Origin of the sequence: Novosphingobium decolorationis (assembly GCF_018417475.1) — a bacterium.
In the GTDB taxonomy this organism is placed as follows: Bacteria; Pseudomonadota; Alphaproteobacteria; order Sphingomonadales; family Sphingomonadaceae; genus Novosphingobium; species Novosphingobium decolorationis.
The window spans coordinates 2,754,714-2,768,857 of the sequence record NZ_CP054856.1 but is presented as its reverse complement, the minus strand read 5'-3'; the positions used below and the strand labels follow the sequence as shown (position 1 = coordinate 2,768,857).

At 66.7% G+C, this 14,144-nt stretch carries 13 protein-coding genes; 4 read left to right on the top strand and 9 right to left on the bottom strand.

Annotation, left to right across the window (positions count from 1 at the left end; all coding sequences use genetic code 11):
• Positions 1-29: 29 nt before the first annotated feature.
• Both HT578_RS12885 and HT578_RS12880 read right to left on the bottom strand, forming a co-directional pair.
• On the bottom strand, positions 30-413 hold the full coding sequence (locus tag HT578_RS12885) for a hypothetical protein (protein ID WP_213499902.1): 384 nt from the start codon (positions 411-413) through the stop codon (positions 30-32).
• 130 nt (positions 414-543) lie between these two features.
• On the bottom strand, positions 544-1,029 hold the full coding sequence (locus tag HT578_RS12880; RefSeq protein ID WP_213504307.1) for a GAF domain-containing protein: 486 nt from the start codon (positions 1,027-1,029) through the stop codon (positions 544-546).
• A gap of 61 nt (positions 1,030-1,090) precedes the next feature.
• Here HT578_RS12880 and HT578_RS12875 point away from each other — a divergent pair, with 61 nt between their 5' ends.
• Positions 1,091-2,590, top strand: a complete 1,500-nt coding sequence (locus tag HT578_RS12875) for a PQQ-dependent sugar dehydrogenase (RefSeq protein WP_213504306.1) — start codon at positions 1,091-1,093, stop codon at positions 2,588-2,590.
• Between the two features lie 24 nt (positions 2,591-2,614).
• Here the strand turns inward: HT578_RS12875 and HT578_RS12870 are convergent, their stop codons facing one another.
• Positions 2,615-3,460, bottom strand: coding sequence for a DUF815 domain-containing protein (locus tag HT578_RS12870; protein ID WP_213499900.1), 846 nt, complete (start codon positions 3,458-3,460; stop codon positions 2,615-2,617).
• A gap of 54 nt (positions 3,461-3,514) precedes the next feature.
• On the opposite strand from HT578_RS12870, the gene HT578_RS12865 reads away from it, so the two are divergent.
• Positions 3,515-4,462: an L-threonylcarbamoyladenylate synthase gene (locus HT578_RS12865; RefSeq protein WP_213499898.1), complete on the top strand. Its 948-nt coding sequence runs from the start codon at positions 3,515-3,517 to the stop codon at positions 4,460-4,462.
• A gap of 249 nt (positions 4,463-4,711) precedes the next feature.
• Here the strand turns inward: HT578_RS12865 and HT578_RS12860 are convergent, their stop codons facing one another.
• The 6 genes from HT578_RS12860 to HT578_RS12835 all read right to left on the bottom strand — a co-directional run bounded on the left by HT578_RS12860 (position 4,712) and on the right by HT578_RS12835 (position 11,095).
• Positions 4,712-6,052, bottom strand: coding sequence for an anti-phage deoxyguanosine triphosphatase (locus HT578_RS12860; protein ID WP_213499896.1), 1,341 nt, complete (start codon positions 6,050-6,052; stop codon positions 4,712-4,714).
• Between the two features lie 42 nt (positions 6,053-6,094).
• Complete coding sequence (locus HT578_RS12855; protein WP_039389936.1) at positions 6,095-6,427, bottom strand: hypothetical protein; 333 nt, start codon at positions 6,425-6,427, stop codon at positions 6,095-6,097.
• A gap of 111 nt (positions 6,428-6,538) precedes the next feature.
• On the bottom strand, positions 6,539-7,072 hold the full coding sequence (locus HT578_RS12850; protein WP_039389939.1) for a CarD family transcriptional regulator: 534 nt from the start codon (positions 7,070-7,072) through the stop codon (positions 6,539-6,541).
• Between the two features lie 401 nt (positions 7,073-7,473).
• Positions 7,474-7,812, bottom strand: a complete 339-nt coding sequence (fdxA, locus tag HT578_RS12845; RefSeq protein WP_039389942.1) for a ferredoxin FdxA — start codon at positions 7,810-7,812, stop codon at positions 7,474-7,476.
• Positions 7,809-8,126, bottom strand: a complete 318-nt coding sequence (locus HT578_RS12840) for an RNA-binding S4 domain-containing protein (RefSeq protein ID WP_084592003.1) — start codon at positions 8,124-8,126, stop codon at positions 7,809-7,811. Before HT578_RS12840 ends, fdxA begins: the two co-directional genes overlap by 4 nt.
• Before the next feature lie 35 nt (positions 8,127-8,161).
• The gene (locus HT578_RS12835) at positions 8,162-11,095 is read right to left on the bottom strand and encodes a helicase-related protein (RefSeq protein ID WP_422394396.1); all 2,934 of its coding nucleotides are present in this window, start codon (positions 11,093-11,095) and stop codon (positions 8,162-8,164) included.
• A gap of 218 nt (positions 11,096-11,313) precedes the next feature.
• On the opposite strand from HT578_RS12835, the gene HT578_RS12830 reads away from it, so the two are divergent.
• Positions 11,314-12,918 carry a M23 family metallopeptidase gene (locus tag HT578_RS12830; RefSeq protein WP_239026276.1) on the top strand — a complete coding sequence of 535 codons (1,605 nt, stop codon included), beginning with the start codon at positions 11,314-11,316 and terminating at the stop codon, positions 12,916-12,918.
• 227 nt (positions 12,919-13,145) lie between these two features.
• Complete coding sequence (hemB, locus tag HT578_RS12825; RefSeq protein WP_039389951.1) at positions 13,146-14,135, top strand: porphobilinogen synthase; 990 nt, start codon at positions 13,146-13,148, stop codon at positions 14,133-14,135.
• Positions 14,136-14,144 lie beyond the last annotated feature (9 nt).

The following is a 14,144-nucleotide window of genomic DNA, read 5'->3' as shown; positions in this document are numbered from 1 at the left end:
ATGGCCCCTTGAATCACTTCGTCCTTGCCTCAGGGTAGGCTCTGAACAACCTCTTCAGAAGTGAAGTTCGGGCCCGCTGCGACCGTATAGTCCGCGCCGTAGCGGCTTGCCTCGTAGCCAGGCGCTGCAAAACCGGGCGCGGCCTGGCTTTGCGAGGGCGTGGTGCGCGTGCGGGTGTAGCGCGCATAGTAGGCATCGAGATAGGTCTGGCACTCGTCCGGGGCGTCGGGGGCGGGCTGGATTCCCGCCTGGGCATCGCGTTGTGCAACCTTCTGGTAGCAATCGACAAGCCAGGCATCGCGGGCGACCGGATCGAAGCCTCCATAGCGTACGGTATCCCGAGCCTGGGCTGGGGGCGTGGATAGAGCCAGAAGCAGTGCCGTGCAGGCAAGGTGAGGGCAGGACAGGCGCATCGCAGGGTCTCCTTCGCAAGGGCATCGCCGGGAGTCCTCCCGAATGTCTGCCCTTGCGAATTAGCACCGAGGTCCGGGACGGACTATCGCGCGCGTGTGGCTGTCCCGAAACGGCGCAGGCCTGCAGGCGTCAGCCGATGGCCCTGGCCGTGATTTCGGCAAGGCGTGCGAAACCCTTGGCATCCTCGTCGTCGAAGCGGTCGGGAAGGGGGCTGTCGAGGTCGATGACCGCGATCACCTTGCCATTGACCACGACAGGCACAACGAGCTCGGAGCGGCTGTCGGCATCGCAGGCGATGTGGCCGGGGAAGGCGTGGACGTCGGGCACGAGCTGGGTCTCGCCGGTCCGCGCGGCCGCCCCGCACACGCCCGAGCTGAGCGGAATACGGATGCAGGCGGGCTTGCCGATGAAGGGGCCGAGCACGAGTTCGTCCTCGACCATGCGGTAGAAACCCGACCAGTTGAGATCGGGCACGAACTGCCAGATGAGCGCGGCCAGGTTCGCCATGTTGGCCACGGCATCGGGCTCGCCTTCGACCAGAGCCTGGGCGGCGCGGGCGAGTTCCTCATAGAGTTCGGGCTTGGGGGCGTCGGTAAGGGGGGCAAAATCGTACATGGCCCTCAGGTAGCGCAACTCGAGGTTGCCGCATAGACGGGGGGCATCTATCTCGGTGCCCATGCGCTCGATCCTGCTCAAGGCCCTTGCGGCCCTTATCGTTCTCGTCCTGGCGCTTGTCGCCTTCTTTGCCTGGACGCAGTATTCCAACAGCTCGGACCTGCCGAGCGATGCCACTGCGGGCAAGGACCCGACCCTGGTCGATCCTGACCCGCAGACGATCCCCAGCATGAAGCTGGTCGATCCGGTGGGTTGGGCCGAGGGTGAGGCGCCGACGCCCGCCAAGGGCCTTGTCGTCACGCGTTTCGCGCAAGGCCTCCGGCATCCGCGCACGATGCTCACGCTTCCCAACGGCGATGTGCTGGTGGCCGAGACCGGCGCACCCAAGGCAAGCGAGAGTGGCGGTCTGACCGGAATGGTCATGGGCTGGGCGATGGGCAAGGTGGGCGCAGGCGCCCCGTCAGCCGACACTATCAAGCTGCTGCGCGATTCCAATGGGGACGGCACGGCCGATCAGACCTTTGATCTGCGCACGGCCGATCTCGTCTCGCCCTCGGGCATGGCTTACCGGGACGGCAAGCTCTACGTCGCCAACCACGACGCGATTCTCGAATTTGCCTTCACTCCGGGCGACACGAAGATCGAGGGCACCCCGAAGAAGCTCATGGACTTGTGTCCGGGCGGCAATCACTGGATGCGCAACCTGCTCCTGAGCGAAGACGGCAAGGCGCTCTACGTTGCGGTCGGTTCGGCCACCAACATTGCCGACAATGGCCTGGAAGAAGAGGCCGGGCGCGCGGCCATCTGGGAAATCGACACCGAAACAGGTCGCCGCCGCCAGTTCGCGGCGGGCATGCGCAACCCCAACGGCCTCGACTGGAATCCCGCGACGGGTGAGATGTGGGCGACGGTGCAGGAGCGCGACATGCTTGGGCCCGATCTTGTGCCCGACTACTTCACCAACGTGCCGGTTGGCGCGCAGTACGGGTGGCCTTGGGTCTACTGGAAGAACATTTTCGACGACCGCGTCCAGTACGACATGCAGACCTACATGATCGAGTACACGCGCAAGCCCGAATACGCGATGGGCGCGCACACCGGCACGCTCGGCATGGTGTTCGACAAGGGCGGCACGAAGCTGGGCAAGGCGTTCCGGAACGGTGCCTTCATCGCCCGCCATGGTTCGTGGAATCGCCGTCCGGCGGTGGGCTACGACGTCGTCTTCATTCCCTTTGATGCCAACGGGAACCCGCGGGACGTCAAGCCGCAGCGCGTGCTGACCGGATTCCTTGGAGAAGATGGCAGCACCACCCACGGCCGTCCGACCTGGGTCGCTCTCGATGGGACTGGTGCGCTTCTCGTGACCGACGATACCGCGGGTATCATCTGGCGCGTCGTGGCACCCGATGCGGACGCCTCGCCCGAGATCAAGCCCATCGTGACCGACCATCTCGAGCCCAAGCCGGGCCTCGTCGATCCCAACTCGCCCGAAGCCGCGCAGAAGCGTCTCCAGGCCGGTTTTCGGGGGACCGACCGGATCCTCAACCGCGAGAAGGACTAAGCTTCAGGCGGGGCGGGCAGGGCTTCAGATGGTCTTGCCCGCGCGTCCTGCCAGTTCGTTGACGTACTGCCAGGCCACACGGCCTGAACGCGCGCCGCGCCGGCGTGACCACTCCAGCGCATCGCCCTGGTCCCACTCCAGTCCGAATTCCTGTGCGTAGCCGCCGATGATGGCGAGATAGGCGTCCTGGTCGCAGGCGTGGAATCCGATGGAGAGACCGAACCGGTCCGCCAGAGCAAGGCGATCATCGACGACGTCGCGCGGATTGATGGGATCGTCCTGTTCGTGCATCGAGCGTGAGACGATGGCGCGGCGGTTGGAGGTGACGGCAAGGCGGACGTTGGCCGGGCGTGCCTCGACCCCGCCTTCAAGCCAGGAGCGCAGGAGGCGCGGACCTGCGCCATCGTTCTCCTCAAAGCCCAGATCATCGACGAAGACGAGGAAGCGGCGCTCGATCTTCCCCAGAGTCGCAAAGAGATCCGTCACCCCGGCAAGCGCATCCTGACCGACCTGGACGAGGGCGATGGCATCGTTGTGTTCGGCCTGGCCCTTGCGGATCGCGGCGCGCAAAAGCGCGGACTTGCCCATTCCGCGCGAGCCCCACAGCAGCATGTCGTGCGCCGCATGGCCTGCGGCCAGACGCAGCACGTTGGTGACGACGCTGGCCTTCTGGTCATCGATCCCGCGCAGCATGTCGAGCGCGGGGGCCTCCAGCTGGGCTACGCCGCGTGCCGAGGTGCCGTTCCAGACATAGGCGGGGAAGGCCAGCCAGTCGGTCGCGGGGACGGGGGCCGGCGCGATGCGCTCGAGCGCATCGGCAATACGGGAGAGAAGGGCGGGCGTGTCCGTTTCGGGCAGCGGTGTGGTCATGGCTTCCTTGCGCTTTTCCTTGGCTTTCGCTGCGCTGCGCTATAGCGGCAGGGTATGAATCCCGCCAGTCGTCCCCGCCTTCTGACTTCATCCTCGCCCGATCTTGCCGCGGCGGGCGAGATTCTGCGCAGTGGCGGTCTGGTCGCGGTGCCCACCGAGACGGTCTATGGCCTGGCCGCCAGAGCCGACCGGGATGAGTCCGTTGCGGCCATCTATGCGGCGAAAGGGCGGCCCAGCTTCAACCCGCTTATCGTCCATGTCGCGGACCTCGCCGCCGCGCAGGCCATCGCGACCCTCGATGCGCGGGCAAAAGCTCTTGCCGAGGTGTTCTGGCCAGGACCGCTTACCCTGGTGCTCCCCTTGCGCGCGGGCGCTCCTGTGGCGGCCGCCGTGACCGCGGGCCTGCCGACGGTGGCGCTGCGCTGCCCGGCGCATCCCGTCATGCGCGCGGTCATTGCCGAGACGGGGCTGCCGCTCGCCGCCCCATCGGCCAACGCCAGCGGCGGGGTGAGCCCCACCAGCGCGGCGCACGTGGTCGCCTCACTCGGCGCGCGCGTCGATGCCGTGATCGACGGTGGTCCGTGCGAGGCAGGCCTGGAATCGACCATCGTGGGCCTTCGCGAAGGGGGACGCTGGCAGGTCCTGCGGCCGGGTCCCATCGCCGCCGACACGCTGGCTCAGGTGCTGGGCTGTGATCCCGATCCGGTCACCTCACGAGCCATCGAGGCCCCCGGCCAGCTCGCCAGTCACTACGCGCCCGGCAAGCCCGTGCGTCTCGATGCCGAGGCGGCCGAGGCCGACGAATTCCATATCGGCTTCGGTCCCGTTGCGGGTGACGCCTCGCTTTCGCCCACAGGCGACCTCAACGAGGCGGCGAGCCGTCTCTACGCGCTCCTGCATCAGGGCGCGGCCGCCAGCCCCCCCCGCATCGCCATCGCGCCCGTGCCTGAGACCGGGATTGGGGCGGCGATCAACGACCGGTTGCGCCGCGCGGCGGCGTAGGAGGTCGGACGAAATTTCTCCGAGGGCCATCGCCCTCGGGCTCCCGGAATCGGAGAGCGCATTTGGGGCGGGATGGCGCAGTTTTGCACCCGTTAGTGGGTGTGCAGGAATTAGGAGGGGCAAAGCCCCTCAATGGTGCATCTGGATACGATGCTCTCGCCCACAATCGGCGTTGCAGGCACCCAGGCGCTAGACAGTTTGGGGAGCCCGAGGGCGATGGCCCTCGGATGTTCCTTCTTCCCGTGGCGATTAAAGCCGGTCGAACACCGAACCCATGCGCGGGCTGAAAAGCCGCTCATAGGTCTTCAGGAGGTGCGTGTCGGTCATGGCGGCCACGTGGTCGCAGATGACCCGGATATCGCCTGAGGAGGCTTCGTAGCGGACGAGAGCGGCCTTCGGGAGCAGGCGGGCCGGATCGGCGGCGAGAGCTTCGAAGACGGCGACGACCATGGCCTGCCCCTTGAACTCCAGATGCTGGACTTCGGGGCTGGCGATGACGTCCTTCACGATGAAGGCCTGGAGCGCATCGAGGAACGCCCGGCGCGGGCCTTCCAGGCACACACGCCAGCGCAGCAGCGGTTCGTCGAAGGCGGTCTCTTCCCGGTAGCTGGCGCCGGTCAGGAAGTGGTGGACGAGGCGGCTGATGTAGCGCTTGCGGGTGCCTTCGTCCTCGCCGAACAGGCCCTCGACCATGCGCGAGAAGACGTCGTTCTCGCTTTCGCCGGGGTATTTCTCCTTGAGCGCATCGAGGAAGGGCGCGCTGGCGCTCTCTGTGGCCTTCGCGAAACGCTCGCGGGTGACGAGGCCGAGCGAGATGGCATCCTCCAGATCGTGGATGCCGTAGGCGATGTCGTCGGCGAGATCCATGATCGAACAGTCGAGGCTCTTGTGGAGGGTCTTCGCGTGCTTGCCGGGACGTGCTTCGATGGCGGTGAAGGCCGTGCGCTCAGGATGGGTGAGGGGGGCGAGAATCCAGTCCACCACGTCCTGTTCGCAGTCGAGATAGGCCTTGGGCGGCTTGCACTGGCGGGAATCGAGGATGCGTAGGGTGCTGGGGCCGTCGAGCAGACGCGGCTCCAGATAGGGGTTTGCCGCCTGCGAGAACGCGGCCGGGTATTTGAGCACGCCCAGCATCGTGCGGCGGCTGAGATTGGCCCCGGCGTTGGCCGAGAAGCTCTCGAGCCGGGCCAGGATGCGCAGAGTCTGGCCGTTGCCCTCGAAGCCGCCGTGGCGGCGCATGCAGTAGTTGAGCGCGACTTCACCGCCATGGCCGAAAGGCGGGTGGCCGAAGTCGTGGGTGCAGCCGATGGCGTGGATGAGGCTGCGGTCCGGCAGGTGCGCGGTCGCCGGATGATCGGGGAAGCTCTTGTTGAGCTGGCGGGCGAGGCCTCCTGCGATCTGCGCCACTTCAAGCGAATGGGTGAGGCGGGTGCGGTAGAAGTCGCTGTCGCCCAGGTTGAGGATCTGGGTCTTGCCCTGGAGCCGCCGGAACGAGGCGGAATGGACGACGCGGGCGTAGTCGATATCGCCGTCCTCGCGCGCGTCCTCGCTTTGCGCGGCCCAGGATTCGCGCCTCTCGTACCAGCTCATCTCGTCACCATGGGAGGGGTATTCCACCCGCGTGCCGCAGCGTCAATATGGCCGGTTCTGGGGGGCCTGGAGGATCTGCATCTGCGCGTAATCGTCGCGCGCATCCAGGCAGGCGCTCTGGCTTCCCGCGTCGCACTTGCGCAAGTGCTTCTCGTAGCGGCGCTGGAGGTCGCGCAGCTTTTCCTCGTGCTCGCGCATCGCGCGGCCACGCTTCTCGTCCGCTTCCGACTGGCTGGTTGTGGCCCAGTCCACGCCCTGGCTCGCCGCGCGTACGGGCAGCGTCGCCACATCGACCGCGGTCCTGGCGACGCAGCCGCCCAGAACAGGAAGCAGGGCGAGGGCCAGAAGGGGGGCAGGGCGCACAGCAGGAGACATGACGTGCAAGAGGTCTCATGCCCGCAGCTCCTTCGCAAGCGGCAAAGGGAAAGGGCCGCTTCACCTTGCGGCGAAGCGGCCCTTCATCCTGCCGGATACGGCGAAACGCGCTTAGGCGGTCTCGGCCGTGTCGTAGTACTTGGGCGCATGCTCGTTGAGGATCGCGAGGATCTTCTTGAGCGCGGCCGGTTCGTCGGTCTTTTCCATCGCGGCCAGTTCGCGTGCGAGGCGCGAGGAGGCGGCCTCGAAGATCTGACGCTCGGAGTAGCTCTGCTCGGGCTGGTCGTCGGCGCGGAACAGGTCGCGCGTGACTTCCGCGATCGAGACGAGATCGCCCGAATTGATCTTGGCTTCGTACTCCTGGGCGCGGCGCGACCACATGGTGCGCTTCACCTTGGGCTTGCCCTTGAGCGTGTCGAGAGCTTCGCGCAGGGTCTTGTCGGACGACAGCTTGCGCATGCCGATCGATTCCACCTTGTTCACCGGAACGCGGAGCGTCATGCGCTCCTTTTCGAAACGCAGCACGTAGAGTTCGAGCTGCATCCCGGCAATTTCCTGCTTCTGCAACTCGATCACACGGCCTACGCCGTGCTTGGGATAAACGACGTAATCTCCAACATCGAAGGCATCGGCCTTGGTTGCCATGTATCGTCCTTTCACCTGCAGGGTGGATGCGAGCAAACAGGCGGTGAGAGTCGGTGTCCCGGTAGGCTGCGACCTGTGGCACGAATGCCTTTCGCCGACCGGTCAGATCACGCTCTTACCGCTTGTTTTCGAACCCTGCCTCGTCATGAAAAATCTCTGCCGGACGAGTGGAAGACTCGGGCAGTTGCCGTATTATATAGCACCGATGTGACAAAATATCCAGTGGCAGCCGCAGGATTCCTGCGCTAGCCTCCTGTGAGGTCCCGATTCGAGACGATGACAGGCAGATTCGCCTGCGTTTCCGGGCGTCTATCCTCGCCCATTTATTTTAGCGCTATTTGCCTTGGGGCCCGTTCAGCCTGGAAATTCCTGTCCAGCGGGCCCTCAGGCACTGGGCGCGATCAGTCGCCTTCGCCGGGCTCGGGCGAGAAGTGCGTTTCCAGCTTGTTCTGGACGTCCTTCATCTCGTCCGCGTTGTCGGGCGCGTCCTTCTTGGTGGTGAGGTTGGGCCACTCGGCCGAGTACTTGGCGTTGAGTTCGATCCACTGTTCCACACCGCTTTCGGTGTCGGGGATGATCGCCTCGGCCGGGCATTCCGGTTCGCACACGCCGCAGTCGATGCACTCGGAAGGATTGATGACGAGCATGTTCTCGCCTTCATAGAAGCAGTCGACCGGGCAAACCTCGACGCAATCCGTGTACTTGCAGGCAATGCAGGCGTCGGTGACGACGTAGGTCATGACGGCGAAATCCTTTTTGAGAGACTTACGGCTGAAAGTGGAGCCGCTACGGGATGAGTCGGGTTGACGTCAAGCACTCTGTAACAGGCCTGGGCCTCGGGAGCCGGTCCACGGCGCTCGGGGAGGGCAAGAATTTCTATCACCCGCACGTTTCTGCCTATCGGCACGGTCAGGATGTCGCCCGGAGCGATCTTCTGATGGGCGCGTTCGATGCGCCGGCCGTTGAGCCGCATGTGCCCGTCGTGCGCGAGGCCCTGCGCCACCGCCCGTGTCTTGGCGAGGCGTAGGAACCAGAGCAGCTTGTCGACGCGCACCGGGATCGGTCCGGGTCAGCTGACGCGCATCGCGCTTAGCGCACCATGTCCGCGAGCGCGGCAAAGGCATTGCCTTCACGCGGGCGCGCGGGACGCTTGGAGGGAGCCTGCTGGGGGGCCTGGCGACGCGGAGGGCGCCAGGTCCACAGCTGTGTGGGAGCAGGTCCCTGCGCGGCATCGGTCTTGGCCGTTGCCGTCTCGGGCGCGGCGGTCTCGCCCTCGGCGGGAGCCTCCTGTGCCTTGTCCTCCCTGGCGGGCTTGCCGCGCGGTTCGACCGGCTGGAAGCCGCCCAGACGCAGCAGGCGCTCGTAGCTCTCGGGTGTCAGGCCCATCGAGATCGCGCGGGCGGGATCGAGCGGGAAGTTGGGACGCGGGCCCCGGCCACGACCCTTGTCGCGGCCGCGATCTTTGCCCTTGGTCTTGCCCTTACCCTTGCCATCCTTTGCTTCGGTGGCCAGGGGCGCATCCTGGGCCGCAACCTGGGCTGGTGCCTCGGTGGGGACTTCAGCCGGAGCGTCCGCAGCCGCATCGCCCGCGGGGGCCGGGGTGTCGGCCGAGGCCTGCACGTCGGCGGTTTCGGGCTGATCCTGCGCGGGCGTTGCCGCCGCTTCGTCCTCGACCGCCGCCGTGTCGGTCGGGGCGTCCGTGGTCGCTGCGGGCGGGGTCGGTGCCTTGGCGGCGTCCTCGCGCTGGGTGTGCGCTTCGCGCAGGAGCTTTTCGGCCATGTCGATGCGGATCAGCTGCTTGCCGAGACTGCGGTAGCCGGGCAGGCGGTCGCGCTTCCCGGCGGCCAGGGCCGGGGGCATCGTTTCGTCGGGAGCGCCGCCGCGCGGGGCCTTGCCGGCGAGGCGGGCCAGTTCGCGCCACAGGTTGATCGGGTTCGGGCGCAGCATGGCGGGCACGAACAGGTCGAGCGCGCCGACACGTACGCCTAGGCGCGCCAGCATCGTACGGCGTTCCTTGTCGAGCTTCTCAAGGCCCGACTGCTCGCGCGCGAGAATCCCGCCGCGTTCGACGAGAAGGATGAGAAGGGCGCGAAGGTCCGGGCCGGCTTCTTCCGATCGGCTCGCCTCGTCCAGCTTGCCCAGCGGGGCGAGCGGTTCGAGCTGCTTCTCGAGCCAGACTTCGAGCGCGGCGACGAGGTCCTTGCGCGCAGGAGCCGGGATCGCATCGAGCAGACGGTCGGGCACGAACACGGGCGCCAGCAGACCGCGTCCGGCGCCGAGCGCGCCCAGCGGTTCGCCGTCCCAGGTCATCGCCGTGCCCGTCAGCGCGAGCGTGGCCGTTCCTTCGTGAATCGCCTTGGTCAGCTCGGCTGCACGGGCTTCGAGAAGGCCGGGCAGGTGCTTTTCGGCGGCCGAAAGCAGGAGCTTGCGGTCGGTCAGACGGGTTTGCGGGTCGATCTGGAAGGCAAAGCCTCGCAGCGAGCCGATATGCTCGCCCTCGACCAGAACTTCTTCGTCTTCGAGCCGTACAGAGAGCAACCCTGTGTCCGGTCCCAGTTTTTTCATGAGCAGCGCAGTCCTGCGATTAATAAAACGTTCGGTAAGCTTGCCGTGCAGGGCATCGGAAAGCCGGGCTTCGACCGCGCGTGCCCGCGCGGCCATCTCATCGCGTGCGAGCACCCAGTCGGGTCGCTGCGCGATATAGGCCCAGGATCGGATTGCGGCAATCCGCCCCTGAAGCGTGTCGATTTCGCCGCCGGTGCGGTCAAGATGGGCGATCTGCTGGGCGACGAAATCCGCGCCCAATTCGCCATGTCGGAGGTCCTGCCACAGCCGCGCGACGAAGCGCGAATGGGTCTCGGTGCCCTGCTGGCGAAAGTCGGGCAGGCGGCACACGTCCCAGAAGCGCTCGACCCGGGCGCGGCCGCGCACCGAATCGACGATCTCGGGATCTTCGGCGAGACGCTTGAGGACGGCGAGGTCGATGGCCTCGGGCGCAAGGCGCAGTTCGGGGCGCTCGGGTGGCGTCTCCAGGTCGGCGATGAGCGTGTCGAGGCTGTCGAAACGCGGTTCGGGATCGCGCCAGAACAGCTTGGTCAGCGGCGGGAAGCGATGCTCCTCGATTGCGTAGACTTCCTCGGGCTCGAATTCGATCTCCTCACCGCCGCGCCCGCCCCGGTGCATGCCCGCAAGCGTGCCGAAGGTACCGTCGGTCTGGTGGCGCCCGGCGCGCCCGGCAATCTGCGCCATTTCGGCCGAGGTCAGCCGTCGGTGCCGCTGGCCATCGTACTTGGCGAGTCCGGCAAACGCGACATGCTGGACGTCGAGATTGAGGCCCATGCCCACAGCATCGGTGGCGACGAGGTAGTCGACTTCGCCCGACTGGTAGAGTTCCACCTGTGCGTTGCGGGTCTGCGGGCTGAGCGCGCCCATGACGACGGCTGCACCGCCCCGGAAGCGCCGCAGCATTTCGGCAAGCGCGTAGACCTGCTCGACCGAGAAGGCGACGATGGCGCTGCGCGGCGGTACACGGCTGAGCTTCTTGGGGGCGACGTGGCTGAGCGTGGAGAAGCGCGGGCGGGTGATGACCTCGACACCCGGGATCAGGGCCTTCACCATCGGTTCGAGCGCCGAGGAGCCCAGGATCATCGTCTCTTCGCGGCCACGGGCATGTAGCAGGCGGTCGGTGAAGACATGGCCACGTTCGCGATCCGCGCCCAGTTGGGCTTCGTCGACGGCGACGAAGGCAGTCTGACGGTCGGTCACCGGCATCGCTTCGACGGTGCACAGGAGGTAGCGCGCGTTCTTCGGCTCGATCCGCTCTTCGCCGGTGATGAGGGCGACGTTGGCCTCGCCCTTGATCTTGCACACACGGTCATAGACCTCGCGCGCGAGCAGGCGCAGCGGAAAGCCGATCATGCCGCTGGAATGCGCGCACAGCCTTTCGATCGCCAGGTGGGTCTTGCCGGTGTTGGTCGGTCCCAGGACCGCCTTCACCCCGTCTGAGGTGTCTTTGCGCACCATCGCAGGTGGGGGGGTAAGCATTATGGGGTCAAGTGTGGCACTGCCGCTTACCGCTCGCAAGAGGCGTCTCGCCCCCAATGCCGGTTATAATCCACAATGTAAGGCTGGAATTAACCTTGGGCAGGCACGACGCTTCGCGGATTTCGGCGTAAAGCGCCCCGCAGGTGCCACATGGGGTGGCGCCTTTCGGGTAGATTGACGCAAGGCAACAAGGGACGGTGCGGGTGTTCAAGGGCCATGGCAGGGGATCGCAGGACGGGGCGCAGGATACGCGCACGCCTGCCAGTCTGTCACATGACCAGATGATCGGTGCGGACAGGGCGGGCACCAGGAGCGCGCGCGCCGGTCTGCGCGCAGGCGTCGAGGCCTGGTGCCAACGGGTCGATCTTGCCCCGGATCTTGCCAGCGACATCGGCAGCCGCCGCTGGTTCCGTGGGCTTGCGACACTGGTGGGGCTCGGCGCGGTCGCCTTTGCCTTCTGGCCCGATTTCTCCGCCGTGGAAGCCGCGACGTTCACCCCGCTCGAAGAGCGCGTGCGCGACGAATTTCGCAGCCAGACCATTGCCCCGCTTGCGCTGGGCGCGGACAGCGGACGGCACATGGGCGCCAGTCCGCTGGTGCGCCCGCTCGCCAGCGTGCCCGAGCGTCCGCGCATCGATCTCGTTTCCACGCTGGGGCGCGGTGACAGTCTCTCGCGCATGCTTGGCCGGGCCGGTGTCGGTGCGCTCGACGTGGCCGAAGTCGAGAATCTGATCGAAGGCACGCTGTCGCCCTCCGAAATCGAGTCGGGAACCCAGTTCGACATCACGCTGGGCCAGCGGCCGGGGCCGCGCTCTCCGCGCGTTCTGGAATCGCTCAATTTCCGGGCGCGCTTCGATCTCGATCTCTCGGTCGAGCGCGGGGAGGGGGATACACAAGGGCCGCTGCGGCTGGTGCGCCATCCCATCCATGTGGATGCGACGCCCTTGCGCATTCGCGGCAAGGTCGGCTCCAGCCTCTACCGCTCGGCGCGTGCCGCCGGAGCCCCTGTGGCCGCGATCCAGGCCTACCTGCGCGCCATCGACAAGTATATCAGCCTCGACAGCGACATCGGCTCACAGGACGAGTTCGACATGATCCTCGCCTACAAGCGCTCGGCCAAGGGCGACCGCAAGCTGGGTGAGCTGCTCTATGCGGGAATCGCGCATGAGGGAAAGAAGCGCCTTCAACTGCTGCGCTGGGGCGAGGACGGCCAGATGCTGGCCGCCGATACGGCGGGCAAGGCGCGCGAAGTGCCCATCGGCGCGCCGGTCGCCGGGCGGGTCACCTCCAACTACGGCATGCGCCGCCACCCGATCCTGGGCTACAAGCGCATGCACGCCGGGATCGACTACGGCGCGCGGCATGGCACGCCGATTCACGCGGTGGCTGCGGGCCGGGTCAGCTTTTCCGGGCGCCACGGTGGGCACGGCAACTACGTGCGGCTGGAGCATTCGGGCGGTCTTGCCACGGGCTATGGCCACATGAGCCGCATCGCGGTGAAGCGCGGGGAGCGCGTGAAGGCGGGCGAGGTGATCGGCTATGTCGGCTCGACGGGTCTTTCGACGGGGCCTCACCTCCACCTCGAAGCCTACCGCGGCGGGCGTACGATCAACCCGGCGGGGCTCAAGATTCTCGCCAGCCCGCAGCTCGACAAGCGCGAACGCGCGGCCTTCGAGACGCGCCTGCAGAACCTGCTCACGCTCGAACCGGGCGCGGCGCTCGCGGACATCGCCCCGCCCGCTGATGCCGAGGCGGAGACCACGCGTGAGATCGACCGGCTCGCGCCGCAGCAGGTTGGATGAAGGCAAGAGAAATACGAGTTTGATTCAAGGGGCCATCGCCCCTTGACCCCGGAATGGGCGACTTCACCTTTCTCGGCCAGGGCGGCGCGAGAAGCCTGAGGTCGTCGGTTCGGGGAGCCCGAGGGCGATGGCCCTCGGAGTGTCTCTCTTTATCTTGCATGTGACCGGAAGTCCGTCCCGGTGAGGGCAATTGAATTGCCTTGCGAATTGCGGCATCTCCTGCGCCCATGACCTATCCGCACACCCGTCTGCGCCGCGCGCGGGCCACGGCCTGGAGCCGGGCGCTCCATCGCGAGACCATTCTCACGCCTGCCGATCTCATCTGGCCGGTCTTCGTCACCGACGGCGAGGGTGTGGAAGAGCCGATTGCCTCGCTTCCCGGCGTGTCGCGCTGGTCGGTCGATCTTCTGGTCGAGCGGGCGAAGGAAGCGGTCGAACTGGGCATTCCGTGCTTGGCCCTCTTCCCCAACACCCAGCCTGAGCGCCGCAGCGCCAAGGGCGAGGAAGCGCTCAACCCCGACAATCTCATGTGCCGTGCGATCCGCGCGATCCGCGAGGCCTGCGGGGATTCGATCGGCCTTCTCACCGACGTCGCGCTCGATCCCTATACCGACCACGGTCAGGACGGCCTGATTGACGCCGAGGGCTATGTCCTCAACGACGATACGGTCGAGGCGCTGGTCGGCCAGGCGCTCAACCAGGCGCGCGCAGGGGCCGATATCATCGCCCCCTCGGACATGATGGACGGGCGCATCGAGGCGATCCGCGCCGCCCTCGAGGCCGAGGGGCACATCAACGTCCAGATCATGTCCTACGCGGCCAAGTACGCCTCGGCGTTCTATGGCCCGTTCCGCGATGCGGTGGGCTCGCGCGGGCTTCTGAAGGGCGACAAGAAGACCTACCAGATGGACCCGGCCAACACCGAGGAAGCGCTGCGCGAGGTCGAACTGGACTTGGCCGAGGGCGCAGACAGCGTGATGGTGAAGCCGGGCCTGCCCTACCTCGACATCGTGCGCCGGGTGAAGGAGGCTTTCGAGGTTCCGGTCTTCGCCTACCAGGTCTCGGGTGAGTACGCGATGATCGAGGCGGCGGTCGCGGCCGGCGCGGGGGACCGCGATGCGCTGGTGCTCGAGACGCTGCTCGCCTTCAAGCGTGCGGGCTGCTCGGGAATCCTGACTTATCATGCGGTGCACGCCGCGCGCCTGCTCAACGGCTGATCGCGGGCA

Excerpts from the sequence above, each read along its gene's own strand:
- HT578_RS12885 (WP_213499902.1), bottom strand. The coding sequence starts at position 413 with ATGCGCCTGTCCTGCCCTCACCTTGCCTGCACGGCACTGCTTCTGGCT.
- HT578_RS12880 (WP_213504307.1), bottom strand. The coding sequence starts at position 1,029 with ATGTACGATTTTGCCCCCCTTACCGACGCCCCCAAGCCCGAACTCTAT.
- HT578_RS12875 (WP_213504306.1), top strand. The coding sequence starts at position 1,091 with ATGCGCTCGATCCTGCTCAAGGCCCTTGCGGCCCTTATCGTTCTCGTC.
- HT578_RS12870 (WP_213499900.1), bottom strand. The coding sequence starts at position 3,460 with ATGACCACACCGCTGCCCGAAACGGACACGCCCGCCCTTCTCTCCCGT.
- HT578_RS12865 (WP_213499898.1), top strand. The coding sequence starts at position 3,515 with ATGAATCCCGCCAGTCGTCCCCGCCTTCTGACTTCATCCTCGCCCGAT.
- HT578_RS12860 (WP_213499896.1), bottom strand. The coding sequence starts at position 6,052 with ATGAGCTGGTACGAGAGGCGCGAATCCTGGGCCGCGCAAAGCGAGGAC.
- HT578_RS12855 (WP_039389936.1), bottom strand. The coding sequence starts at position 6,427 with ATGTCTCCTGCTGTGCGCCCTGCCCCCCTTCTGGCCCTCGCCCTGCTT.
- HT578_RS12850 (WP_039389939.1), bottom strand. The coding sequence starts at position 7,072 with ATGGCAACCAAGGCCGATGCCTTCGATGTTGGAGATTACGTCGTTTAT.
- fdxA (WP_039389942.1), bottom strand. The coding sequence starts at position 7,812 with ATGACCTACGTCGTCACCGACGCCTGCATTGCCTGCAAGTACACGGAT.
- HT578_RS12835 (WP_422394396.1), bottom strand. The coding sequence starts at position 11,095 with ATGGTGCGCAAAGACACCTCAGACGGGGTGAAGGCGGTCCTGGGACCG.
- hemB (WP_039389951.1), top strand. The coding sequence starts at position 13,146 with ATGACCTATCCGCACACCCGTCTGCGCCGCGCGCGGGCCACGGCCTGG.